This window comes from Isoptericola variabilis (genome assembly GCF_050311655.1).
GTDB classification, from domain to species: Bacteria; Actinomycetota; Actinomycetes; order Actinomycetales; family Cellulomonadaceae; genus Isoptericola; species Isoptericola variabilis.
Genome location: NZ_JBNOZM010000001.1, coordinates 445,507 through 470,086, shown reverse-complemented (window position 1 = coordinate 470,086; position 24,580 = coordinate 445,507). Strand labels below are relative to the sequence as shown.

The 24,580-nt window shown below is 73.7% G+C and carries 22 protein-coding genes; 5 read left to right on the top strand and 17 right to left on the bottom strand.

The annotated features are described in order from the left end of the window. The first annotated feature begins 24 nt into the window (after nucleotides 1–24). Nucleotides 25–1,872, top strand: coding sequence for a phospho-sugar mutase (locus ACQP60_RS02210; protein WP_429728197.1), 1,848 nt, complete (start codon nucleotides 25–27; stop codon nucleotides 1,870–1,872). Between the two features lie 28 nt (nucleotides 1,873–1,900). Here the strand turns inward: ACQP60_RS02210 and ACQP60_RS02205 are convergent, their stop codons facing one another. The 16 genes from ACQP60_RS02205 to ACQP60_RS02130 form a co-directional block, all read right to left on the bottom strand. Further along, nucleotides 1,901–2,737 (bottom strand): siderophore-interacting protein, encoded by an 837-nt coding sequence (locus ACQP60_RS02205; RefSeq protein ID WP_429728196.1) that lies wholly within the window; start codon nucleotides 2,735–2,737, stop codon nucleotides 1,901–1,903. A gap of 72 nt (nucleotides 2,738–2,809) precedes the next feature. Further along, a complete protein-coding gene (locus ACQP60_RS02200) occupies nucleotides 2,810–4,633 on the bottom strand; it encodes an oleate hydratase (RefSeq protein WP_429728195.1) in 1,824 nt (607 codons plus the stop codon). A 100-nt stretch (nucleotides 4,634–4,733) separates the two neighbouring features. Beyond that, complete coding sequence (locus ACQP60_RS02195; protein WP_429728194.1) at nucleotides 4,734–6,281, bottom strand: hypothetical protein; 1,548 nt, start codon at nucleotides 6,279–6,281, stop codon at nucleotides 4,734–4,736. A gap of 16 nt (nucleotides 6,282–6,297) precedes the next feature. Beyond that, nucleotides 6,298–6,945: an ABC transporter ATP-binding protein gene (locus ACQP60_RS02190; RefSeq protein WP_429728193.1), complete on the bottom strand. Its 648-nt coding sequence runs from the start codon at nucleotides 6,943–6,945 to the stop codon at nucleotides 6,298–6,300. Between the two features lie 8 nt (nucleotides 6,946–6,953). After that, nucleotides 6,954–7,697 (bottom strand): deoxyribose-phosphate aldolase, encoded by a 744-nt coding sequence (gene deoC, locus ACQP60_RS02185; protein ID WP_429728192.1) that lies wholly within the window; start codon nucleotides 7,695–7,697, stop codon nucleotides 6,954–6,956. After that, the gene (locus ACQP60_RS02180) at nucleotides 7,694–8,809 is read right to left on the bottom strand and encodes an adenosine deaminase (RefSeq protein WP_429728191.1); all 1,116 of its coding nucleotides are present in this window, start codon (nucleotides 8,807–8,809) and stop codon (nucleotides 7,694–7,696) included. The genes deoC and ACQP60_RS02180 overlap by 4 nt, the downstream gene beginning before the upstream one ends. Before the next feature lie 19 nt (nucleotides 8,810–8,828). Further along, entirely contained in the window at nucleotides 8,829–9,083 is a 255-nt protein-coding gene (locus ACQP60_RS02175; protein ID WP_429728190.1) for a hypothetical protein, read from the bottom strand. Between the two features lie 73 nt (nucleotides 9,084–9,156). Next, the gene (locus ACQP60_RS02170) at nucleotides 9,157–9,984 is read right to left on the bottom strand and encodes a hypothetical protein (RefSeq protein ID WP_429728189.1); all 828 of its coding nucleotides are present in this window, start codon (nucleotides 9,982–9,984) and stop codon (nucleotides 9,157–9,159) included. Continuing rightward, nucleotides 9,981–11,324: a thymidine phosphorylase gene (locus ACQP60_RS02165; protein ID WP_429728187.1), complete on the bottom strand. Its 1,344-nt coding sequence runs from the start codon at nucleotides 11,322–11,324 to the stop codon at nucleotides 9,981–9,983. Before ACQP60_RS02165 ends, ACQP60_RS02170 begins: the two co-directional genes overlap by 4 nt. Then, a complete protein-coding gene (locus ACQP60_RS02160; protein ID WP_429728186.1) occupies nucleotides 11,321–11,770 on the bottom strand; it encodes a cytidine deaminase in 450 nt (149 codons plus the stop codon). The genes ACQP60_RS02165 and ACQP60_RS02160 overlap by 4 nt, the downstream gene beginning before the upstream one ends. Nucleotides 11,771–11,772: 2 nt before the next feature. Continuing rightward, nucleotides 11,773–13,071, bottom strand: coding sequence for an ABC transporter permease (locus tag ACQP60_RS02155; RefSeq protein ID WP_429728185.1), 1,299 nt, complete (start codon nucleotides 13,069–13,071; stop codon nucleotides 11,773–11,775). Continuing rightward, complete coding sequence (locus ACQP60_RS02150) at nucleotides 13,068–14,501, bottom strand: ABC transporter permease (protein WP_429728184.1); 1,434 nt, start codon at nucleotides 14,499–14,501, stop codon at nucleotides 13,068–13,070. The genes ACQP60_RS02155 and ACQP60_RS02150 overlap by 4 nt, the downstream gene beginning before the upstream one ends. Then, a complete protein-coding gene (locus ACQP60_RS02145; protein ID WP_429728182.1) occupies nucleotides 14,498–16,042 on the bottom strand; it encodes an ABC transporter ATP-binding protein in 1,545 nt (514 codons plus the stop codon). Before ACQP60_RS02145 ends, ACQP60_RS02150 begins: the two co-directional genes overlap by 4 nt. A gap of 173 nt (nucleotides 16,043–16,215) precedes the next feature. Further along, on the bottom strand, nucleotides 16,216–17,310 hold the full coding sequence (locus tag ACQP60_RS02140; protein ID WP_429728181.1) for a BMP family lipoprotein: 1,095 nt from the start codon (nucleotides 17,308–17,310) through the stop codon (nucleotides 16,216–16,218). Nucleotides 17,311–17,493: 183 nt separating this feature from the next. Further along, on the bottom strand, nucleotides 17,494–18,690 hold the full coding sequence (locus ACQP60_RS02135) for an amidohydrolase (protein ID WP_429728180.1): 1,197 nt from the start codon (nucleotides 18,688–18,690) through the stop codon (nucleotides 17,494–17,496). Next, nucleotides 18,687–19,832: a mannose-1-phosphate guanylyltransferase gene (locus ACQP60_RS02130; protein WP_429728179.1), complete on the bottom strand. Its 1,146-nt coding sequence runs from the start codon at nucleotides 19,830–19,832 to the stop codon at nucleotides 18,687–18,689. Before ACQP60_RS02130 ends, ACQP60_RS02135 begins: the two co-directional genes overlap by 4 nt. A 179-nt stretch (nucleotides 19,833–20,011) precedes the next feature. Between ACQP60_RS02130 and sdhC the strand changes: the two genes are divergently transcribed. The 4 genes from sdhC to ACQP60_RS02110 are packed head-to-tail and all read left to right on the top strand — an operon-like array spanning nucleotide 20,012 to nucleotide 23,499. Further along, entirely contained in the window at nucleotides 20,012–20,395 is a 384-nt protein-coding gene (gene sdhC / locus ACQP60_RS02125; RefSeq protein ID WP_416342102.1) for a succinate dehydrogenase, cytochrome b556 subunit, read from the top strand. Continuing rightward, complete coding sequence (locus ACQP60_RS02120) at nucleotides 20,395–20,871, top strand: succinate dehydrogenase hydrophobic membrane anchor subunit (RefSeq protein ID WP_429728178.1); 477 nt, start codon at nucleotides 20,395–20,397, stop codon at nucleotides 20,869–20,871. The genes sdhC and ACQP60_RS02120 overlap by 1 nt, the downstream gene beginning before the upstream one ends. A 16-nt stretch (nucleotides 20,872–20,887) precedes the next feature. After that, nucleotides 20,888–22,723 carry a succinate dehydrogenase flavoprotein subunit gene (gene sdhA / locus ACQP60_RS02115; protein WP_429728177.1) on the top strand — a complete coding sequence of 612 codons (1,836 nt, stop codon included), beginning with the start codon at nucleotides 20,888–20,890 and terminating at the stop codon, nucleotides 22,721–22,723. Continuing rightward, nucleotides 22,723–23,499, top strand: coding sequence for a succinate dehydrogenase iron-sulfur subunit (locus ACQP60_RS02110; protein WP_429728176.1), 777 nt, complete (start codon nucleotides 22,723–22,725; stop codon nucleotides 23,497–23,499). The genes sdhA and ACQP60_RS02110 overlap by 1 nt, the downstream gene beginning before the upstream one ends. Here the strand turns inward: ACQP60_RS02110 and ACQP60_RS02105 are convergent. After that, on the bottom strand, nucleotides 23,483–24,571 hold the full coding sequence (locus tag ACQP60_RS02105; protein ID WP_429728175.1) for a YihY/virulence factor BrkB family protein: 1,089 nt from the start codon (nucleotides 24,569–24,571) through the stop codon (nucleotides 23,483–23,485). The genes ACQP60_RS02110 and ACQP60_RS02105 overlap by 17 nt on opposite strands. Nucleotides 24,572–24,580: the final 9 nt, after the last annotated feature.

The following is a 24,580-nucleotide window of genomic DNA, read 5'->3' as shown; positions in this document are numbered from 1 at the left end:
AGCACCGCAACGAGGAGGTCAGGAATGAGCCTGGACACCGACGACCCGGCGTTCGAGCCTGCCGCGAGGGCGACCGGCCTGTCGTCCCTGCTCGACGCGGTGGAGCGCTGGATCCGCTACGACGTGGACGAGGACGACAAGGCCGAGCTGTCCCGGCTCGCGCAGCAGACGTCGTCCGAGCGACCGAGCACCCGCGAGCACGCCGTCGCGCTGCTGCGCGACCGGTTCGCGGGCTCGCTCCAGTTCGGCACGGCGGGGCTGCGCGGCGCGATGGCGCCCGGCCCGAACCGGATGAACCGCGCGGTCGTCACGACGGCGGCGTCTGGCCTCGGCACGTACCTCACGTCGGTGCTGGGCCGCGGCGTGCCGGCGCGCGTCGTGGTCGGCTACGACGCCCGCGACCGGTCGTCGACGTTCGCCACGGACACCGCCGCCGTGCTCACCGCCGCCGGCCACGAGGTGCTGCTGCTCCCGTCCGCCCTGCCCACCCCGGTGCTGGCGTTCGCGGTGCGCCACCTGGACGCCGACGCGGGCGTCATGGTCACCGCGAGCCACAACCCGGCCCAGGACAACGGCTACAAGGTGTACCTGGGCGGCCGCGTCGTCACCGACGCCGGACAGGGGGCGCAGATCGTGCCACCCCACGACGCCCGCATCGCCGAGGCCATCGCCGCCGCGGGACCGCCGTCGGGCGTCCCGCGCGTGGAGTCCGGCTGGCGGGTCCTGGGCCGCGAGGTGGTCGACGCGTACGTCGCGTCCGTGCACGACCTGGCCGAGCGCGCCGGCACGTCCACCGGGCCGACGGAGCGCGCGGCGCTGCGGATCGTCACCACGTCCCTGCACGGCGTCGGCGGGCGGGTGCTCGCGCGGGTGCTGGCCGACGCGGGCTTCACGCGGGTGCTGCCGGTCGAGGAGCAGCTCGACCCGGACCCGGCGTTCCCCACGGTCCGCTTCCCCAACCCGGAGGAGCCGGGCGCCATCGACATGGCGGTCGCCCTCGCGGAGGCGCACGCCGACGTCGTCATCGCCAACGACCCGGACGCCGACCGCTGCGCGGTGGCCGTGTACGACCCGAGCCACGGCACGCACCAGGGCGCGGAGACGGCCCGCTCGCACGGCTGGCGGATGCTGCACGGCGACGAGGTGGGCGCCCTGCTCGGGCGCGAGGCCGTGCGGCGCATCGCCCGCGGCGACGTGCCCGCGCCGGACGGCTCCGGCACCGGCCCCGTCGTGGCGTCCTCGGTCGTGTCGTCGCGGGTGCTGTCCTCGATCGCGGTCCGCTACGGGGTGGGCCACGCGACCACCCTCACGGGCTTCAAGTGGATCGCCCGGACCCCGGGCCTGGTCTTCGGGTACGAGGAGGCGCTGGGCTACTGCGTGGACCCCGCGCACGTGCGCGACAAGGACGGGCTCAGCACCGCCGTGCTCGTGGCGCTGCTCGCCGCCCGGGAGAAGGCCGCCGGCCGCACGCTCGTGGACGCGCTCGACGACGTCGCCCGCGAGAACGGCCTGTTCGTCACCGACCAGCTCTCCGTGCGGTTCGACGACCTGTCCCGCATCCCCGACACGATGGCGCGGCTGCGCACGTCACCCCCGCGCACGCTCGCGGGGGCCGGCGTCGCCGAGGTGCTCGACCTGTCCGACGGCGTCGACGGCCTGCCGCCCACCGACGGCATCGTGCTGCTCGGCGCCGACGACACGCGCGTCGTCGTACGGCCCAGCGGTACGGAGCCGAAGGTCAAGTGCTACCTGGAGGTCGTGGAACCCGTGGCCCCGGACGCGTCCGCGATCGACATCGGAAGGCTGCGCGTCGTCGCCCACAAGAAGCTCGACCGGATCAAGGCCGACCTCAAGGGCGCGCTCGGGCTCTGACGCTCAGCAGGGTCGCACGGCAGACGCGTCAGCCCACGAGGGCGGCGTCGTCCCGCTCGACGGCGGCCTTCCACTCGCCCTTGCGGGCGCGCCAGTCCTCGTCGGTGCTGCCGCGACGCCAGTAGCCGGACGCCGACAGCAGCTCGCGCGGCACGCCCAGCTCGGCGCGGGCCCACCGGCGCAGGTCGCGCACCATGCCGGCCTCGCCGTGCAGGAAGACGTGCGGCGCGCCCGCCGGGAGCTCTCCGGCGGCGTGCGCGGCGCGCACCGTGCCGGCGATACCGGCGCTGTCGCGGACGCCGCGGTGCACCCAGGTGAGCGTGAGGTCGGCGGCACTGACCAGCGCCTGCTCGTCCTCGGGGCCGGGGACCTCGACGACGGCGTGCGCGACGGCGCCGGCCGGGAGCGCCTCGAGCGCCGCCGCGATCGCGGGCAGCGCGGCGTCGTCGCCGACGAGCAGGTGCCAGGGTGCCCCCGGGTCGGGCGCGTAGCCGGCGCCCGGGCCCAGGAAGGTCACCGGCTCCCCCGGCTGCACCCGCACCGCCCACGGCCCGCCCACGCCCTCGTCGCCGTGCACCACGAGGTCGAGGTCCCACTCGGCCTCGCCCGACGCGGCGACGGCGGCGTCGCGCCGCGCGCGCACCGTGTACGCGCGCAGCAGCGGGCGCCCGTCCGCCAGCTCGCCCAGCACCAGCTTCACGTACGTGTCCGTGTGCCCGGTCGGCTCGATCGCCGCGAGCTCCGGGCCCGCGATCGTGACCCGCACGAGGTGCGGGGTGACCCGGCGGACGGCCGTGACGGTCGCGTGCCGAGGGGTGCGCTTGCGGGCGGGCGGGGCGGTGGGCTCAGGCTGCGTGTCAGACATGGTGAGGCGAGCCTAACTTCCTCACGCCCCCGTGCCGCCTGTGAGGTCCGTCACCGCCCGTCCGGCGCCGGGTCATTCGACGGCGTCGTCCGCGCGCTCGCGACGAGCCGTGCCGCCGAGCTCGGGGATCAGCCCGAAGTCGGTGAGCAGCTCGCCGATCTGCGTGCCGTCGAGGCGCCGCATGAGCCGCTCCCGCAGGAACTTCGGCCCGGGCAGGTCCACCTCCTCGCCGTCGCGCAGGCGGCTGGTGGCCTTGAGCAGCGTGCGCACGTCGTAGGTGGAGCCGAAGACCTCCGGCACGCCGCGCTCGATGTCGAGCAGGCGGTAGGCCGCCTCCATGCCGGTGCGCACCGAGTACTCGGTGGTGAAGATGCAGTCGCGGCTGGTCTCGGCGAACTGGCCGATGAAGGCGAAGTTCACCGCGCCCGGCGGCACGACGTCGGGCCGGTCGCCCGCGTGCCGCGGCATGAAGAACGACGTCACGTACGGCATCATCACCGGCACCGTCTTGGCCCCGCTGGCCGCGAGCTCGTCGATCTGGTCGACGGGCACGCCCAGGTGGTACAGCCACTCACGGGTGATCTCCTCCCCCGTGCACTCCTGCATGGGCTTCTTCACGTAGTCGCCCGGCGTGTCGACGAACAGCGAGTACACCCACACCACGATCTGGTCGGCGGGCTGCTGCTTGAAGTGCGGCTGCCGGTTGACGGTCCAGCTGAGCAACCAGCTCGAGTCCTTCGCCGTGACGATGCCGCCGGTGACCACCTTCCCGCTGAACGGGTCGCGCTTGCAGATCTTCTGGATGTACCCGGGGATGCGCGGGTCGAGCGTCGTGACGGTCGCCGACTCCCACTTCGTCCGCGGGATGTCGCCGCCGAAGACGTCGGGGTGCCCGAACGACGGGTCCTTCGCGGCGATCCGGCGCCACAGGTCCCAGGCGGGCGCGGGGCCGGTGTCCAGGCGGGCGGGCGTGTGGTGGTCGCCGTCGTCCGAGTTCTCCGTCAGCGAGCCGATCGTGGTCAGCACCAGGTCGTCCTCGCCGAGGTCGACGCCGCCGGGCTCGCCGTCGGCCACCCAGTGGATCCGCGTCGCCTGCTTGCGGCCGCGGCCGTCGGGCGCGGGCGTGATCTCGAAGTCGATGTCGGTGACCTCCGTGGAGAACCGGAACGTCACGCCCTGGTCGAGGAGCCACCGGTACAGGGGCAGCACCAGGGACTCGTACTGGTTGTACTTGGTGAACTTCAGCGCCGAGAAGTCCGGCAGCCCGCCGATGTGGTGCACGAAGCGGTGGAGGTACAGCTTCATCTCCAGCGCGCTGTGCCACTCCTCGAACGCGAACATCGTGCGCCAGTACAGCCAGAAGTTGCTGGCCAGGAAGTCGGGCCCGAAGACCTCGTCGATCCGCTTGCCCTCCATCTCCTCGCGGGTGGCGAGGAAGATCGTCACGATGTCCTTCTGCGCCTTCTCCGTCAGGCCGAAGAGGCCGTCCGTGTGCGCGTCCTGGCCCCGGTCCACGGTGGCACGCTGCAGCGAGTAGTTCGGGTCGTCCTTGTTGAGCCAGTAGAACTCGTCGAGCACCGACGCATCCTCGATCTCGATCGACGGGACCGACCGGAACAGGTCCCACAGGCACTCGAAGTGGTCCTCCATCTCGCGCCCGCCGCGGATGACGAAGCCCTTCGTCGGCTCCTTGATGCCGTCCAGCGCACCGCCCGGCAACCGCAGCCGCTCGAGGATCGTGATCCGCTCCCCCGCCATCCGACCGTCGCGGATCATGAACGCCGCGGCGGACATCGACGCGAGCCCCGCCCCGACGAGCCACGCCGACTTGTCGTCGACGCCGGCGGGCTTGCGCGGGCGCGCGAACGCCTCGTAGTTGCCGTTGCTGTAGTACACGAGCGGTCCCTCTCGGTCGGGCGGCGGCCCGGGTCTCGAGCCCTGCCACGAGCGTGCGACGGAAGGTCTCGCGCCGCGACCGGAGGCCGGGTGCGTCGTGTCACGCCCAGGCGAACCGCCGTGCTCCCGCCGCGGCCAGCGCGGCCGCGAGCGCCAGGAGCAGCACCACCGCCGGGGCACCGGGGCCCGCCCGCTGGAACAGCCAGGCCGCGCCGCCGACGACGAGCCACCCGCGCAGGTACCACGCGCCCAGCACCAGCATCGACATGTCGCCGTTCGGCGTCATCATCGGTGTGAAGAGCCCGGGCGGCGCGGCCGTCGCGCCCGCCACCCAGACGCGCGCGCCGAGCACCAGCACGACCACGAGGAGCACCGCCACGACCCCGCCCGTGCCTGCGCCCGCTACGCCGGCCGCGACCGCGACCAGGGACAGGCCTGCGGGCACCACCGCGTGACCGGCGACGGCGCGGGCGGACGAGCCGGGCAGGAGGGCGCCCGGCTGCGGCTGGGCGGCGAACGCGTGCAGGCCGTCGGACCACGTCCGCGCCGCCGCGTACAGCGCCAGCGCACCGGCCACGGTCACGACGGCGGGCCCGCCCTCGGCCCCCCACCGCACCAGGAGCGCGCCGACGACGCCGGTCCCGAGAGCGGCGACGACCGCGGCGGGCCGGCGACGCAGGCCCAGCAGGTCCCGCGCCACCAGGGGCGCCACGCGCAGCAGCCGCCGCGGCAGACCCGCCCGGCGCCCACGGTACGTCCGGGGGCCCAGCACGTCCGTCGTCGCGCCGGAGTCGCCGCCCACCAGGCCGCGGCCGACCGTCACCGTGCGCGACTGCCCCGCGGCCGCGGCGTCCACGTCGAGCTCGTCCGGCAGCACCCGCACGACGAGCCACGACGACGCCAGTCCGACGGCCGTGACCAGCACGACCAGCGCCGTCACCCCGGCCCGTGCCCAGGCGGCCCCGGGGGAGGCGGGCAGCGCCCCGGGTGTCACCGCGCCCAGGGCAACGACCAGCCCGAGCGTCACCAGGAGCAGGGTGACCCCGACTGCGGCGCGCCGCCGGCCGGGCACCTGCGCCGCCGCGCCGACGGTCAGCGGCACCTGCGCCAGCAGCGCCGCCCCGACGCCCGCGCCCAGGAGCGCCCCCGGCTCGCTCGCCGCCGACCCGCCCGCGAGCCCCGCCGCTCCGGCGGTCGCGGCGAAGGCTCCGACGGCCGCGGCGCCGAGGACGAGGAGCAGCGCGCGGCGACGCAGCACGTCACGGGGTCGGAACTGGCCGGACAGGGCGAAGGCCGTCTCCGCGGGGGTGGTCCACAGCGGGCCGCCGGCGCGGGCCGTGGCGAGCGCCGCGAGGCAGGCGGCGCCGAGCGCGAGCACCGTCCCCGCCACCACGGCCGCTGCCCGGCCCGGCAGCGCGCCGGGCAGCGGCACCGCCGCGGCCGCCTCGGCGAGCGCGCTCCACAGGATCGGCCCGTACACGAGGGCGAGCAGCACCACCCCGTAGCCGAGGTAGACACGGTCGTGCGGGTCCCCGCCGGACTCCGCGGCCCGCGCGACCAGCGCCCGGCGCCGCAGCGACGCGACCCACCGCCGCCAGCGCGGATACGGCACGCGGGAGCCGTCGTCGACGTGCGCCGTCACGCTCATCGACTCGTCCTCCGGCTCATCGCGGCCCCGGCGCCGCGAGCTCGACCTCGCGGCCGCGGCGGGCGAGGTCGGCGCGCAGGTCGGGGTCGTGGGTCGCGACGAGCAGCGCCCGGCCGGCGTCCAGCGCGCCGGCGACGAGGCGCCGCGCCACCGCCCGCCAGCGGGCGTCGAGGCGCTGCTCCGGCTCGTCGAGCAGCACGAGGCGGGCCGGCCGGTACAGCGTCGTCGCGAGGGCGAACATCTGGCCCTCCCCCGACGACAGCTCCCCGGGGAGCTGGTCGCGCACCCGGGCGAGCTCGGCCGCCTCGAGCGCCGTCTCGACGTCCGGGCCGGGGTGCCGCCCGGCCCACGCCGACGCGACGAGGCGCAGGTGCTCGGCGACCGTGAGGTCGGGGTAGGCGGACAGGCCGCCCAGCAGCAGAGCGACGTCCTCCCGGCGGCGCAGGCGTGCCTGCCCGGCGGGCAGGCCGAGCACGCGCACCTCGCCCGACGTCGGCTCGTCCTTGCCCGCGACCAGGCGCAGCAGCGTCGACTTGCCGCTGCCGTTCGGCCCGACGACGGCGACCGCCGCGCCGGGCCCCAGCGTCAGCGACGTCGGCCCGAGGACCTGGACGGTGCCGTGCGTGCGCGTCGCGGCGCGCACGTCGACGAGCGGCTCGGGCACGCCGACGGTCAGTAGCCGGACCCGGCGGCGGCCTGCTCGCCCCCGGCGAAGCCCGCGAGCACGCCCGCGGTGCCGGACAGCCCCAGCCGCGTGGCGCCGGCGCGGATCATGGCGAGCGCGTCGTCCAGCGTCCGGACGCCGCCCGAGGCCTTGACCCCCAGCGCGCCGCCCACCGTGGCGGCCATGAGCTCGACCGCGTGCACGGACGCGCCGCCGGAGGGGTGGAAGCCCGTCGACGTCTTGACGAAGTCGGCGCCCGCGTCCTGCGCGGCCCGGCACACGGCGACGATCTGGTCGTCCGTGAGCGCGGCCGCCTCGATGATGACCTTGAGCAGGTGGCCCTCGGGCACGGCCGCGCGCACGGCGGCGATGTCCGCCCGGACGGCGTCGAACGCGCCCTCCCTGGCCGCGCCGACGTCGATCACCATGTCCACCTCGTCGGCGCCGTCGGCGACGGAGCGGGCCGCCTCGGCCGCCTTCACCGCGCTGACGTGCTTGCCCGACGGGAAGCCGCACACGGTCGCCACCGCGATCCGACCGGCGGCGGCGCGCGCCGCGTGCGCGACGAACGTCGGCGAGATGCAGACCGAGAACACGCCCAGCCGGACGCCCTCCTCGACCAGCGCGGTGACGTCGGCGCTGGTGGCCTCCGGCTTGAGCAGCGTGTGGTCGACGTACCGCGCGAGCGCGAGGGCGTCGGAGGGCAGGTCGGCCTGCCCGGGCCGGGCGGCAGACGGCGTCGGACCATTCATCGCTGTGCTCCCTCGACCTGCTGGTAGCCCGGCAGGATGACGTCGTCGACGAGCGCGCGGCGCTCGTCGTGGTGCATGAACGCGCTCCACGCGGCGGTCAGGGTGACGTCGGCCAGGTCGTCGATGGTCCACCCCGCCTCGGTGACGAGTCGCGTCATCTCGTTCGACATGGACGTGCGGGACATGAGGCGGTTGTCCGTGTTGAGCGTGACCGCGAAGTCCAGCTCCTTGAGGCGCGTGATCGGGTGGTCGGCCACCGACGTCGCCGACGTGGCGCCCGTCTGCAGGTTGGACACGGGAGCCACCTCGAGCGCGATCTGGTGGTCGCGCACCCAGTGCGCGAGGCGCCCCAGCTCGGCGCGCCGCTCGCCGTCGTCGTCGAACCCCTCGTGGAAGGTGATGTCCTCGACGATCCGCACGCCGTGGCCGATGCGGTCGGCCTGGCCCAGGTGCACCGCCTCGGCGATCGACGCCGGGCCGGCCGCCTCGCCCGCGTGGATCGTCGTCGGGAAGTCCTGCTCGGCCAGGTAGCGCCAGATCTCGACGTGCCGCGACGGCGGGAAGCCGTCCTCGGGGCCCGCGATGTCGAAGCCGACCACGCCCCGGTCGCGGTACGCGACGGCGAGCTCGGCGATCTCCTGCCACCGGTCCGTGTGGCGCATCGCGGTGACCAGCTGCCCGACGCGGATGATATGCCCGCGCGACGCCGCCTCGCGGATGCCCTCGTCGATGCCCGCCTGCACGGCCTCGACCGTCTCCGGCAGCGTCAGGCCGCGGGCCAGGTGCTGCTCCGGCGCCCAGCGCTGCTCGGCGTACACGACGCCGTCCGCGGCGAGGTCCAGCACGGCCTCGCGCGCGACCCGCGCCAGGGCGTCGGCCGTCTGCATGACGGCGATCGTGTGGTCGAACGTCTCGAGGTACCGCACCAGGGACCCGGAGTCCGCGGCCTCGACGAACCAGGTGCCGAGCGACTCGGCGTCCGACGCCGGGAGCTCGTGGCCCACCTCGGCGGCGAGCTCGAGCACGGTCTGCGGTCGCAGGCCCCCGTCGAGATGGTCGTGCAGCAGCACCTTGGGCAGGGCAGGGATCAGGTCGACGAGGGCTTGCGTCATGGGGCCAACCTACCGGCGATCACGCGTCGTCGGAGGCTTCCGGGTCGTCGAGCTCCGGGACCTCCTGGCTCTGCTCGACGACGTCGGCCTCCGCGGCCTCGCCGGCCAGGTCGGGGCGGGCGTGCCGCGGCTTGTACTCCTCCGCGCGCACCTCGGGCGCCTCGTCCTCGCCGCCCTGCGCGTCGTCCGTCAGGGCGTCCTCGACCAGGCTCGTGGTGTCGTCGGGGCTCTCGAGCCCGGCGTCCCGCCAGGCGTCGTCCGGTGCGGTGCTCATGGGTCTCTCCCTTCGCTCGACGGCGGTGCGCTCCCATCGTGGCCCCGGCCCCCGTGGTGCGCCAGGGGAGCGCTCAGCCCCGCGCGTCGAGCGGCAGCAGAGCCCACACGACGTGCGGCCAGCCGCCGAGCGCGGCGGTCAGCAGCCGGCGGTCGCCGCCCTCCCGGCCCGCGGCCACGAGCGCCGGGATCGGGACCGCGTGCAGGCGGCCGGACGACGGCTCGTAGAGCGTCGCCACGCCGTCGTGCACCGCGGTCAGCAGGACGACGTGCCGCGGCACCGCCGTCGACACGCCCCGGGCGAGGTCGCCGCCGGTGTACAGCGGGACCGGCACGCCGCGGGCCACGGCCTCCACTGCCGCACCCAGCACCCTGCGGGCCGTGCGCCCGCCGACCACGCGGTGGGAGTAGCGCACGCGCCCGTACCGCGCTGCGCGGGCGGCGCCCCACGGCGGGGTCCCGAGCGCCGCGGGCCACCACGGCACGCCGCCCGGGCCCCGGACGGCGCGCGCGTGCAGCTCGCGCTGGGCGACGACGAACGCCGCTGCCGCGCCCGCGGGCCAGCGGCACACCTCGAGCGCGCGGCGCGGGTCTCCGGCGAGGCGCAGCATCGCGAGCACGGCCGCCCCGCAGGTGCGCTCGTCGACCTGCCGTGCCGGGGTGTCGACCTCGGCCCCGGGCAGCGACAGCGTCCGCGGGCGCCCCGGGGCCGGCGGCGGCTCGCCGCGGCCGAGCGGGTCGAGCACCCGTGCCCGCACCGCCGGGGCGAGCGTCGCGAGCGCCGGCGCGAGGTCGGCGGGCACCTCCGGGCGGTCGAACCGCCCGGCAGGCGGCGGCAGCGGCACCGGCCCCGCGAACGCGCCCAGGGACGCGAGGACGTCCGTCAGCCGCAGCGTGGTCATCCCACGCGGTCGAGGACGAGCGGTCGGGCCGCGTCGCCGCCCACCCCGCCGTCCGCGGCATCGTCCACCGCCCACCGCCCCTCGAGCGCAGCACGGGCGCGGTCGAAGCGCTCCGGGGTGTCGGTGTGCAGCGTGAGCAGCGGCTGCCCGGCGACGACCTCGTCCCCAGGCCTCGCGTGCAGCTCGACGCCCGCCCCGGCCTGCACCGGGTCCTCCCGGCGCGAGCGCCCCGCGCCGAGCCGCCAAGCGGCGACGCCCACGGCGTACGCGTCGAGCGCGGTGAGGACGCCGGACCGGTCCGCGAGCACGTCACGCCGTTCCCGCGCCCGCGGCAGCTCGGCGTCCGGGTCGCCGCCCTGCGCCGCGATCATCCGGCGCCAGACCTCCTTGGCGCGACCGTCGGCCAGCGCCGCGCGCACCTCCGGCTCGGGCACGGGCCGCCCCGCGCCGGCGAGCATCTCCACGGCCAGCGCCACGGTGAGGTCGACGACGTCCGCCGGCCCGCCGCCGTCGAGCACCTCGACCGCCTCCCGCACCTCGAGCGCGTTGCCCGCGGTGCGGCCGAGCGGCACGGCCATGTCGGTGAGCAGCGCGACCGTGCGCACGCCCGCGTCGGTGCCGAGGTCGACCATGGTGCGGGCGAGCTCGCGGGCGGACGCCAGGTCCTTCATGAACGCGCCCGAGCCCACCTTGACGTCGAGCACCAGCGCGCCGGTGCCCTCCGCGATCTTCTTGCTCATGATCGAGCTCGCGATGAGCGGCACCGACTCGACCGTGCCCGTCACGTCCCGCAGCGCGTAGAGCTTCTTGTCGGCGGGGGCGAGCCCCGCCCCGGCGGCGCAGATCACCGCGCCCACGTCCTCGAGCTGCGCCATCAGCTCGGCGTTGGACAGCGCCGCCCGCCAGCCCGGGATCGCCTCGAGCTTGTCGAGCGTGCCGCCGGTGTGCCCGAGGCCGCGGCCCGACAGCTGCGGCACCGCCACGCCGAACGACGCGACGAGCGGCGCGAGCGGCAGCGTGATCTTGTCCCCGACGCCGCCGGTCGAGTGCTTGTCCGCGGTGGGGCGTGACAGGCCGGAGAAGTCCATCCGCTCGCCGGAGGCGATCATCGCGCCCGTCCAGCGCGCGACCTCCGGGCGGGTCATCCCCCGCAGCAGGATCGCCATCGCGAGGGCCGACATCTGCTCCTCGGCGACGGCGCCGCGCGTGTACGCGTCCACCACCCAGTCGATCTGCGCCGCCTCGAGCGGGTGCCCGTCGCGCTTGGTCCGGATGACGTCGACGGCGTCGAACGGCTCGTCGCCCGACGTCGTGCCCGAAGGTGTTCCCGGCACGGTCACGCGTCGCTCCCCTCGCGGTAGCGGTCCAGGTCCGGTGCGCCGAACGCGTCGGGCAGCACCTCGGTCATGGGCAGCACCCCCCGCGCGGACTCCACCAGCAGGTCGGGTCCGCCGTGCTCCCACAGCAGCTGCCGGCACCGCCCGCACGGCATGAGCGTCCGGCCCGCGCCGTCCACGCACGTGAACGCGACGAGGCGCCCGCCACCACCGGTGACCAGGGCCGACACGAGGGAGCACTCCGCGCAGAGCGTCACCCCGTAGGCGGCGTTCTCCACGTTGCAGCCCACCACCACGCGGCCGTCGTCGACCAGTGCGGCGGCACCCACGGGGAACCCCGAGTAGGGCGCGTACGCGCGGCCCACGACCTCGCGCGCCGCGGCGCGCAGGGCGTCCCAGTCGACGGCGGGTTCGGGCACCGGGGTCTCGGGCGCTGCGGGCTCGGGCACGGCTACTCCTTGGTGTAGGGCGTCCCGGACGCCGCGGGCGCGCGGGACCTGCCGACCAGCCCGGCCACCGCGAGCAGCGTCACCACGTACGGCAGCATGAGCATGAACTGGCTCGGGACGGGCGATCCCACGACCGACAGCACGTTCTGCAGGTTGGTGGCGAAGCCGAACAGCAGGCCGGCCAGGGCAGCGCGCAGCGGGTCCCACTTGCCGAAGATGACCGCGGCGAGGGCGATGAAGCCGGCGCCCGCCGTCATCTCGCGGCCGAACTGGTTGATCGACACCACCGTGTAGAACGCGCCGCCGAGCCCGACCACCGCGCCGCCGATCAGCACGGCCCGGTAGCGCGTGCGCAGCACGTCGATGCCCACCGTGTCGGCCGCCTTGGGGTGCTCGCCGACCGCCCGCACCCGCAGGCCCCACCTGGTCCGGAACAGGGCGTACCAGACGGCCGGCACCGCGATGTACATCAGGTACACGACGATCGTCTGGTTGAACAGCACCGGCCCGATGACGGGGATGCTCTCGAGTCCCGGGATCGGCAGCCGCGGGAACCGCACCGTGGAGTTGAGCGTCTCCGCGTTGGGCACGAGCAGCTCGGAGTAGAAGAAGCTCGTCAGGCCGATCACCAGCACGTTGAGCACGACGCCGACGATCACCTGGTTGACGCGGTAGGTGATGGTGAAGAGCCCCAGCACCAGCGCGACCAGGGCGCTCGCGACGACCGCCGCGACGAGCCCGGCCCACGGGCTGTTCGTCAGGGAACCGACGATCGCCGCGACGAAGGCGCCCGCGAGCAGCTGTCCCTCGATGGCGATGTTCACGACGCCGGCGCGCTCGCCGATCACGCCGCCGAGCGCGCCGTACACCAGCGGGACCGACAGGCCGACGGCGCCACCCAGGAGGCCGACGACGGAGAGGTCGCGCGGGCTGCCCGCGGCGGCCCACGCCAGGAACCCGATCAGCAGGGCGGCCGCGAAGATCGCGATCGCCCACGCCGGCACGCGCCGCCCGGCACGGGTGCGCAGCACCGCGTAGGCGAGCACGACGAGCCCGACGGCGCCGCACACCCAGGCGGTGCCCATCGCGGGCACCACGAGGGTGGACAGCACCACGAGGTCGGTGCTCGTCGAGAGCGCGAACCGCGCGGAGCCCTCGTGCGGCGCCAGGAGCAGCAGCAGGGCGTACAGCGCGAGGACCACGGCGAGGCCCGTCGCGGCCTTCCAGGTCACCGGGGCGCCGGCACGCGGCGCGGGCGCCGTGGCCGCGGGCCCCGCGGCGTCGACGGTCGTGGCGGTCATGCCCGTCCTCCCTCGGTGGTGCCCGTGCTCGCGGCGCGGCGGCGGTCCCGCCGGGTCTCTCGCTTCCGGGGTGTGCGTTCCGGTTGCGGGAGCCGGAAGATCGCGCGCACCAGCGGCGGCGCCGCGATGAACAGCACGATCAGGGACTGCACCACGAGGACGATCTCGATCGGGATGCCCTGGGCAGCCTGCATCGCGGACCCGCCGGCCTTGAAGCCGCCGAAGAGGATGCCGGCGCCGAGCACGCCCCACGGCGAGGAGCCGCCGAGCAACGCCACGGTGATGGCGTCGAACCCGATGCCCGCGTCGATGTCGGCGCTGAAGCCCGTCGTCACCGTGCCCAGCACCTGCTGCGTGCCCGCGAGCCCGACCAGCCCACCCGCGACGAGCATCACGAGCACCGTGGTCCGCGGGACGTCGATGCCGGCGACCCGTGCCGCCTTGGGGTTCTCCCCCACCGCGCGGAAGGCGAAGCCCGTGCTGGAGCGGTTGAGGAGCCACCACACGCCGACGACGGCGAGCAGCGAGAGCACGAAGCCCCAGTGCAGGTTGTACCGGTCCCCGAGGAGCGGGGGCAGCACGGCGCTGTCCTGCATCGGCGGGGTCTTCGGGTTGGCCGACCCAGGGGCCTGCATCAGGCCCGGCGTGGCCAGGAAGTAGGACAGCAGGTAGAAGGCGACGTAGTTGAGCATGATCGTGACGATCACCTCGTGCGCCCCGGTCCGCGCCTTGAGCAGGCCCGCGATGCCGGCCCACAGCGCGCCGGCGGCCACGCCGGCCACCAGGCACAGCAGCATGTGCCACGGGAACGGCAGCCCGGTGACGCCGAAGCCGATCCAGCCCGCGGCGGTCGCCGCGACAAGCATCTGCCCCTGTCCGCCGATGTTGAACAGCCCGGCACGGAAGGCGAGCGCGACGCCGAGGCCGGCCGCGATGAGCGGCGTGGCGTTCGTGAGCGTCTGCGTGAGCGGCCGGATGCCCTGCGCGAAGGAGTCCGCGCCGAAGTTGTAGACCGCGCCCTGGAACAGGGCCGAGTACGCCCCGCCGACCGCCTGGCCGATCGCCGCCAGCGTGTCCCCCGGACGGGCGAAGAAGTACGGCGCGGCCGCCTGGACGCTCTCGTCGGTGACGACGATGAGGACCGAGCCCGCGAGGATCGCGAGCACGATCGCGCCGAGGGCGACGGCCCAGCCGCCCGACGTCGCGCGGCGGAACGCGTCCCGCCACCGCTGGCCCGACTCCTCGACGACCGCCGCCTGCTCGCGCGCGGCCTCCTGCTCCAGCTCCTCCGCGAGCCCGGGCTCGGCCGCGGCGTCGACGCTCTCGAGCGCCTCACCGAGGCGCGAGCCGGGGTCGACGTCGGGCCCCGGCCCCAATGCCGGGTCCTGGGCCGGGTCCTGCCCCCGGTCCCGGGGCGTCTCGCCGCTCACGCCGCGTCTCCTTCGTTCTGGGGGCCGGTCGGCGACGCGTCCTCGGGCGCGATGCCGGCCATCATGAGGCCGAGCAGGTCGCGCGGGGTGTCCGCCGGGACGATCCCGACCACGCGGCCCCGGTACATGACCATGATCCGGTCGGCGAGCGCGACGGCCTCGTCGAGCTCGGTCGACACCACCACCACGGGGATGCCGGTGTCGCGCGTCTCGACGATCCGCTTGTGGATGAACTCGATCGACCCGACGTCGACGCCGCGGGTCGGCTGGGCCGCGACCAGCAGGCGCAGCTCGCGGGACAGCTCGCGCGCGAGCACGACCTTCTGCTGGTTGCCGCCCGAGAGCCGGCCCACGCGCGTCTCGATGCCCTGCGTGCGGACGTCGAACTCGGCGACCTTCTCGCGGGCGAACTCGTCGCGCACCGCGAGCTGCAGGGTGCCCCGGCGCACGAACGGCGGACCGTCCGTGCGGTCGAGCACGAGGTTCTCGGCGATCGTGAACTCGCCGACCAGGCCGTCCTCGTTGCGGTCCTCCGGCACGAACCCGACGCCGGCGTCGAGGATCCGCCGCACGGAGCGTCCCACCAGCTCCTTGCCGTCGAGCCGCACGCTGCCGGAGACCTGCTCCTGGAGTCCGACCAGGGCCTCGGTCAGCTCGGTCTGCCCGTTGCCCTGAACGCCCGCCACGACGAGCACCTCGCCGCCGCGGACGGTGAAGCTCACGTCGTCGACCAGCACCTGGCCGTCGGGCCCGGTGACCCGCAGGTCGGACACGCTCAGCTCGTTCTCGGTGGTGCGCGGCGCGTCCTTGCGGACCGTCAGCTCGACCGCGCGGCCCACCATGAGCGACGCCAGCTCGGCGTCGGTCGCACCGGGGCTGGCCTCGCCGACCACCTTGCCGTGCCGGACGACGGTGATGCGGTCGGCCACGGCGCGCACCTCGCGCAGCTTGTGCGTGATGAAGACGATCGCCGCGCCCTCGTCGCGCAGCTGCCGCATGATCGCCATGAGCTCGTCGGTCTCCTGCGGGGTGAGCACGGCCGTCGGCTCGTCGAACACCAGCACGTCGGCGTCCCGGGAGAGCGCCTTGATGATCTCGACCCGCTGCTGCACCCCGACCGGCAGGTCCTCGACCAGCGCGTCCGGGTCCACCTGGAAGCCGAACCGTGCCGAGATCTCCTGGACCTTCGCGCGGGCGCTGTCCAGGTCGAGGACGCCCCCCGCGCGCGTGGACTCGTGTCCCAGCATGACGTTCTCGGCCACGGAGAACACCGGCACCAGCATGAAGTGCTGGTGCACCATGCCGATGCCCGCGGCCATCGCGTCGCCGGGCCCCGCGAAGTCCTGGACCGCGTCGTCCAGCAGGATCTGGCCCTCGTCGGCCTGGTAGAGGCCGTAGAGCACGTTCATCAGGGTGGACTTGCCGGCACCGTTCTCACCCAGCAAGCAGTGGATCTCGCCCGGTTCCACCACCAGGTCGATGTGGTCGTTCGCCACGAGCGCGCCGAAGCGCTTCGTGATGCCTCGCAGCTCGAGCCTCATGCTCTGCCTTCCATCCGTCGAGGGTCGGTCGAGGACCGTCCGGGGCCGGGTTGACGCACCGTCGTCAGCCTCTCACCGGGGCGCCGTCGTCGCCGCCCGCATACGTCGTGCGCGGGCCCGGGGACGTTCCCGCGGGCCCGCGCACGAGCGTCACCGGTGTGTCGAGGAGCCGGTCACTCCTGGCCGGAGAGGTACGACTCGACCGTCACGTCGCCGGCGATGATCTGCTCCTTGAGGGCGTTGACCTCGTCCATGAGGGCGGGGTCGACCTTGTCCTCGAAGTTGTGCAGCGGGGCGAGCCCCACGCCGTCGTTCTCGAGGGTGCCCACGTACGGCGTCGGGTCGAAGTTGCCCTGGCCGGCGGCGAGCACCGCCTCGGAGGTCGAGACGTCCATCCGCTTGAGGATCGAGGTGAGGACGTAGTCCTGCGTGGACGGGTCGGTCTCGTAGAAGTCGGCGTCGACGCCCACGAGCGCGATGTCCTTGCCGGAGTCCTGGATCGCCGCGATCGCCGACTGGTAGATCGGGCCGCCGACCGGCAGCAGCACGTCGACGCCCTGGTCGATGATGTTCTGCGCGGTGGTCTTCGCCGTCTCGTTGGCCTCGAAGCCGCCCGTGAAAGAGCCCTCCTCGCCGCCCGAGAAGCCGACGACCTCGACCTTGGCACCCTTGGTCTCGTTGTAGTACTCGACGCCCTGCTTGAAGCCGTCCATGAAGATCGTGACCGTCGGGAACGGCTGGCCGCCGAAGGTGCCGACCTTGCCTGTCTCGGAGTACCCCGCGGAGAGGTAGCCCGCGAGGAACGCGGCCTGCGCCGTGTCGTAGAGCAGCGGCTTGATGTTCTCCGCGTCGGCCTTGCCGTCGAAGTCGGCGTCCGCGGCGTCGTCGACGATGATGTAGTGCGTCTCCGGGTTCGCGTTGGCCGACTCGATGGTCGCGGCGGAGAGCGCGAAACCGACGGACACGATGGCATCGCAGTTCTGCCCGACGAGCGACTCGAGGTTCGGCTTGAAGTCGCTCTCGGACTGCGACTGGACCTCGACGGCCTGGGTGCCGAGCTCCTCGGCGGCCTGCTGGACGCCCTCGTAGCTGAGCTGGTTGAAGCTCTTGTCGTCGAACCCTCCCTGGTCCGAGACGATGCACGGCTTGAAGTCGCTCGTCGCGCCCGCGTTGCCGCCGTCGCCGGACTCCTCGGGGGCCTCCGCACAGGCCGCCAGCGCGAGCGCGGCGACGCCGGCGAGGGCGGTGAGCTGGATCGCTCTCTTCACCTGTCGCTCCTGTCGATCGTTCGTCGGGCCAGGATCGTCCGGCCCGTCACCGACGAGAAGCCTAGCCACCGCCACCCCGGCCGAGAACCGCAGGCGGCGAACCCGCAGGAGTCGTTACCGAAGCGGTATCGACACCACGGGCCGCCGGGACATTCGGTAACACGCCGGACACTTTCCGGCGTCTCACGGCTGGAGCGCGAAACGTCCCAGCAACCGGGCACCGACGGCGATCGCCCGCTCGTCCACGACGAGGTCGCCCTGGTGGATGTCGTAGCGCCGCTCCCCCGGGGTCCCGGTGCCGAGGCGGGCCATCGCGCCCGGCACCTTGGTGAGGTACCAGGCGAAGTCCTCGCCGCCGAGCGACTGCTCGGTGAGCACGACGCCGTCGGGGCCGAGCACCGCCGCCCCCGCCGCCTCGAGCGCGCCGGTCACGGCGGCGTCGTTGTCCACCGGCGGGACGCCGCGCGCGTGCCGCACGGTGACGTCAACCTCGTACGGCGCGACGACCTGCTCCACCGCGTCGTGCAGCACCTGCCCGGCGCGCTCCCACGCCCGCACGTCGAGGCAGCGCAGCGTGCCGCCGACCGTGCCCGTCGCGGGGATCGCGTTGTGCGCGTTGCCCGCGTGCACCGCGCCCCAGGTGAGGTTGACGCCCGAGCGCGGGTCGAGCCGGCGACCCAGCACCGCGGGCACCTGCGTGATGACCTGCCCGAGGGCGTACACGACGTCGCCCGTCAGGTGCGGCCGCGAGGTGTGCCCGCCCGACGACGACAGCGTCACGGTGACCGTGTCCGACGCCGACGTGATCGGGCCGATGCGGGTGCCGATCTGCCCGACGTCCAGCTTGGGCTCGCAGTGCACCGCGGCGATGCGGTCCACGCCGTCGAGCACGCCCTGCGCGATGACGTCGTGCGCGCCGCCGGGCATGACCTCCTCGGCGGGCTGGAAGACGAGGCGCGCGCCCCGCTCGAGCAGGCCCTCGTCGTGCAGCGCGGCGAGCGCCAGGCCCGCGCCCAGCACGACGGTGGTGTGCACGTCGTGCCCGCAGGCGTGCGCCACGCCCGGCACCACCGAGCGGAACGGCAGGCCGCACGAGTCGTCCAGCGGCAGGGCGTCGATGTCCGCGCGCAGCGCCACCCGGCCCAGGCCGTCGGGCGACCGGTCGGGGCCGACGTCGCAGACCAGGCCGGTGCCCTCGAGCAGCCGCGGCTCGAGGCCGGCCGCGCGCAGCCGGTCGGCCACGAGCGCCGTGGTGCGGACCTCCTGCCGGCCGAGCTCCGGGTGCGCGTGCACGTCGCGCCGGATCTCGACCAGCTCCGCCTCGAGGCCCAACACGATCTCGTCCAGGCGCGCGCCCACGCCGGCCTCGCGGGCGCTCACAGCACGTCCTCCCGGCCGTGTGCGCGCATCGCGTCGACCATGTCCTTGACCTGCTGCGCGCGGGCCCGGGTGGTCACCAGGAGCGCGTCTGGGGTGTCCACCACGACGACGTCGTCGATGCCGAGCAGCGCGATCACCCGGTCCCCGCCGGGCACGACGACCGAGCCGGCGGACTGCACGCGCACGACGTCGGCCGCGTCGCCCAGCACCTTGGAGCCGCCCTCGTCGTCCGACGGCAGCAGCGCGGCGAGCGAGTTGAAGTCGCCGACGTCGTCCCACCCGAACGTGCCGGGCACGACGGCGACGCCGCCCTCGGCCGCGACGGGCTCGGCGACGGCGTGGTCGATCGCGATCTTCTCGAGGCCGGGCCACACCCGGGCGACGACGGCCCCGCGGTCGGGCGTGTCCCACGCGGCGGCGATCTCCCGCAGCCCGTCGTGCAGGGCGGGGCGGTGCGTGGCCAGGTGGCCCAGGAGGACGGAGGAGCGCGCGACGAAGATGCCGGCGTTCCAGCGGTACTCGCCGGACGCGACGTACTCGCGCGCGGTCGCGGCGTCGGGCTTCTCCGTGAAGCCGCGCGCGTGCAGGGCGCTCGGCGCGCCCTCGACGCCCAGCGGGTCGCCGCTGCGCACGTAGCCGAACGCCACCGACGGGCGCGAGGCGGCGATGCCGATCGTCGCCACGTAGCCGGCGCGCGCGGCCTCGACCGCCTCCCGCACCGCGGCGTCGAACGACGCCGCGCCGGAGACCACCTGGTCCGCGGCGAACGAGCCCACGACGACGTCCCCGTGCCGGTACTCGAGCACGGCCGCTGCCAGCCCGATCGCGGCCATCGAGTCGCGCGGGGACGGCTCCGCGAGCACGGCGTCCTCGGCCAGCTCCGGCAGCTGCTCGCGTGCGGCCGCGACGTGCGGCTCGCCGGTGACGAGCACGACCCCGCCGCCGGCGAGCGGACGCAGCCGGTCGACGGTGCCCTGGAGCAGCGTGCGTCCCGCACCCGTGAGGTCGTGGAGGAACTTCGGCGCGCTCGCGCGGGAGAGCGGCCACAACCGGGTGCCGGCGCCCCCGGCGGGGATCACGGCGTAGAACCCGGGGATCGGTGGACGGGTGGGGGTCGCCCCCGTGCTCGTGTCCGCGCTCATCCCCGCAGCATAAGCGTGCTGACGCCCGCGCCGTCGGCGACGTCAACCCTGTGGAATAGGTCACGAAAGACACCGGACCGTCCCGGTTTGCCGGACCTCGTGTGCCGCGAGACGACCGGATGTCACTACAGTGACCGTGAACGGAATCCACACAGAATCCGCCAACGGAGGCTCCCCCCGTGCCTACAGCACCTGCTGGCACGCTCTACCGCGGCCGTGAAGGCATGTGGTCCTGGGTCGCGCATCGCGTGACCGGCGTGCTCATCTTCTTCTTCCTCCTCGTGCACATCCTGGACACGGCTCTCGTCCGGGTGTCGCCCGAGGCTTACAACGCCGTCATCGGGACGTACCAGACGCCGATCATGGGACTCGGGGAGGCCGGCCTCGTCGCCGCGATCGTCTTCCACGCGTTCAACGGCATCCGCGTGATCCTCGTCGACTTCTGGGCCAAGGGCCCGAAGTACCAGAAGGCGATGCTCTGGGTCGTCGTCGGCCTGTTCGTCGTGACCATGGCCGGCTTCCTGCCGCGGCACCTGATGAACGTCTTCGGAGGTGGGCACTGATGGCCACGACACAGACCGGGTCCCAGACCCCGTCCGCGATCGCCGCCCCGCGGTCCCCGTACGCGCGCCGCAAGACCACCCGCGGCAACTACGAGCTGTACAGCTGGGTGTTCATGCGGGCGTCCGGCGTGGTGCTGCTCGTGCTCGTCTTCGGGCACCTGTTCGTCAACCTCATGGTCGGCGACGGCGTGCACGCGATCGACTTCGCGTTCGTCGGCGGCAAGTGGTCCAGCCCCTTCTGGCAGGTCTGGGACCTGCTGATGCTGTGGCTCGCGATGATCCACGGGACCAACGGTGTGCGGACGATCATCAACGACTACGCCCAGAAGGACTCCACCCGTGGCGTGCTCAAGGTGCTGCTGTACCTGGCGTTCACGATCGTGGTCGTGCTCGGCACCCTCGTGATCTTCACGTTCAACCCCTGCCCGCCGGGCGCCCCGGCCGAGCTCCTGCCGTCGATCTGCTTCTCGAACTAAGGACAGGCACCCCCCGATGCAGACACATCAGTACGACGTCGTCATCGTCGGCGCAGGCGGCGCCGGCATGCGCGCGGCGCTCGAGGCCTCCGGCGAGGCCCGCACCGCGGTCATCTCGAAGCTCTACCCCACCCGCTCCCACACCGGTGCCGCCCAGGGCGGCATGGCGGCGGCCCTCGCGAACGTCGAGGAGGACAACTGGGAGTGGCACACGTTCGACACCGTCAAGGGCGGTGACTACCTGGTCGACCAGGACGCGGCGGAGATCCTCGCGAAGGAGGCCATCGACTCGGTCCTCGACCTGGAGAAGATGGGCCTGCCGTTCAACCGCACGCCCGAGGGCCGCATCGACCAGCGCCGGTTCGGCGGTCACACCCGCGAGCACGGCCAGGCCGCCGTGCGCCGCGCGTGCTACGCCGCGGACCGTACCGGCCACATGATCCTGCAGACGCTGTACCAGAACTGCGTGAAGCAGAACGTCGAGTTCTACAACGAGTTCTACGTGCTGGACCTGCTCACGGACCACGACCTCACCACCGAGCAGCTCGAGGACGGCGCCGAGGTCAACGCGACCGGCGTCGTGGCCTACGACCTGGCCAGCGGCGAGATCCACGTGTTCCAGGCGAAGGCGATCATCTTCGCCACCGGCGGCGCGGGCAAGATCTTCAAGACGACGTCGAACGCGCACACCCTCACGGGCGACGGCATGGCGCTGGCGTACCGCCGCGGCCTGCCGCTGGAGGACATGGAGTTCTTCCAGTTCCACCCGACGGGCCTCGCGGGCCTCGGCATCCTCCTGTCGGAGGCGGCGCGCGGCGAGGGCGGCATCCTGCGCAACTCCGACGGCGAGCGCTTCATGGAGCGCTACGCCCCCACCATCAAGGACCTCGCGCCGCGCGACATCGTCGCCCGCTCGATGGCCAACGAGGTGCGCGAGGGCCGCGGCGCCGGCCCGAACAAGGACTACGTGCTGCTCGACCTCACGCACCTGGAGCCCGCGCACATCGACGCGAAGCTCCCGGACATCACCGAGTTCGCCCGCACGTACCTCGGCATCGAGCCGTACACCGAGCCCGTGCCCGTCTACCCGACGGCGCACTACGCGATGGGCGGCGTGCCGACCAACGTGCAGGGCGAGGTGCTGCGCGACAGCCACAACGTCGTCAAGGGTCTCTACGCGGCCGGCGAGGTCGCGTGCGTGTCCGTGCACGGGTCGAACCGCCTCGGCACCAACTCGCTGCTCGACATCAACGTCTTCGGCAAGCGCGCCGGCCGCTCCGCCGCGGCGTACGCCAAGACGGTCGCCCAGCACAAGGAGCTCCCGGAGAACCCGACCGCCCGCGTCGAGGCGCAGCTCGCCGAGATGCGCGACCGCCCCGACGGCGAGCGCGTCGCGGACGTGCGCAAGGCGCTCCAGGAGACGATGGACGCGAACGCCCAGGTGTTCCGCACCGGCGACTCCCTCAACGAGGCGCTGGCCGAGATCCGGGAGCTGCAGAAGCGGTACCGGAACGTCTCCGTGCAGGACAAGGGCAAGCTGTTCAACACGGACCTGCTCGAGGCGATCGAGCTCGGCTTCCTGCTGGACATCGCCGAGGTGACCGTCGTCGCCGCCCTCAACCGCAAGGAGTCCCGCGGCGGGCACTACCGGGAGGACTTCCCGGACCGCGACGACGCGAACTACATGCTGCACACGATGGCGTACCGCCGTCCGACGTCGGCCCCCGACGCCGGCGACGGCCACGTCCCGGGCTACTTCGACCACGTCGAGGACTTCGGGGACTACAAGGTCGTCCTGGGGTCCAAGCCCGTCATCCAGACCCGGTACGAGCCCATGGAGCGGAAGTACTGATGACTGCTGTTCTCGAGAACCCTGCGGCCCCGGCCTCCGAGCCGAAGGCCGGTGCCATCCCCAGCTTCGAGGTCACGCTCCGCATCCGGCGGTACAACCCCGAGTCGGAGCACGGCGAGGAGTCGACCTGGGACGACTTCACCGTCCAGGTGCACGGCACCGACCGCGTGCTCGACGCCCTGCACAAGATCAAGTGGGAGCAGGACGGGTCGCTGACCTTCCGCCGCTCCTGCGCGCACGGTGTCTGCGGTTCCGACGCCATGCGCATCAACGGCCGCAACCGCCTCGCCTGCAAGACGCTCCTCAAGGACGTCAACCCGGACAAGCCGATCACGGTCGAGCCCATCAAGGGCCTGCCCGTGGTCAAGGACCTCGTGGTCGACATGGAGCCGTTCTTCGCCTCCTACCGCGAGATCATGCCGTTCCTCATCACGTCGGGGAACGAGCCGACGCGCGAGCGCCTGCAGTCCGCCGAGGACCGCGAGCGCTTCGACGACACCACCAAGTGCATCCTGTGCGCCGCGTGCACGTCGTCGTGCCCCGTGTTCTGGACCGACGGCCAGTACTTCGGCCCGGCCGCGATCGTCAACGCGCACCGGTTCATCTTCGACAGCCGCGACGAGGGCGCCACGCAGCGCCTGGAGATCCTCAACGACAAGGAGGGCGTGTGGCGCTGCCGCACGACCTTCAACTGCACCGAGGCCTGCCCGCGCGGCATCGAGGTCACCAAGGCGATCCAGGAGGTCAAGCGCGCCATGATCACGCGCGCGTTCTGACCCCCCGGCCACCGCGGCCCACCCGGCGCACGCTGGACATCCGCATGGCGTAGGAGCCCCGTCGTACCCCGCGTACGACGGGGCTCCACGGCTTTCCGGACCCCTGACCCCGGCGGACCACACGCTCGATCTCCGCCGCGTCGCGCATCGCCGCCACCTCCGCCTCCGCGTGCGCGATCTCGTCGAGCCGCGGCGGGTCGTACACCCATGCGCACACCAGCAGCAGCACCCGGGCGACGAAGTTCACCAGCACCAGCACCGTGACCAGGCCGGCGAACGCCGCCAGCAGCGCGTTGCGCTCCGCGCCCGCCGCCACCACGGACGTGCCCAGCCAGCGCAGCGCTCCGGCGACGACGCCCGCCGCCAGGCACCCGAGCACGAAGTCGCGCCGACGGCGTGGCCTGACCCGGGCCACGACCCGCACGATGAGGTAGACGAGCAGCGCGTCGAGCAGCACGCCCACCACGGCGGTGCCGAGCGCGGTGAGCTGGGCGAGCAGGTACGAGCTGCCGAACCACGCCTGCATCTGTCGGCTGAACGTCTGGGAGAGGATGCTCGCCCCGGCGGAGGCCACGATCATCGCGCCGAGGATGACGAAGCCGAGCAGCTCCCAGATCTTCGACAGCACGGGGCTGACGCCCACCACCGGCTGGTCGAACATCGACCGCACGGAGATGCGCAGCGCGCGCATGAACCCGATCGCGGTCCACAGGAAGACGACCGAGGCGATCACGCTCGTCCAGGTCAGGGCCGAGTCGAGCACGAGCTGGCTCGGGGCGAGGACGCCCTTCGGGTTGTCGGCGGTCTTGATGAGGCCCGGGAGCCAGTCGTTGATCTGCTCGAACACCTCGTCCTGCAGCTCCTGCCGCCCCGCCAGCACCCGCGAGAACACCGTGAACCCGATGGTCAGGGCCGCGAAGAGCGAGAAGATCGCGGTGTAGGCGATGCCGCCGCACAGGAGGGCGCCGCGGCGGTCGACGTACCAGTACCACGACCGCACGGGTCGCAGGCTCTTGAACCACTGGTACGCGACGACGGACCGGCTCCTGGCACGCTCGAGTCGGTCGTTCACACCGCGACA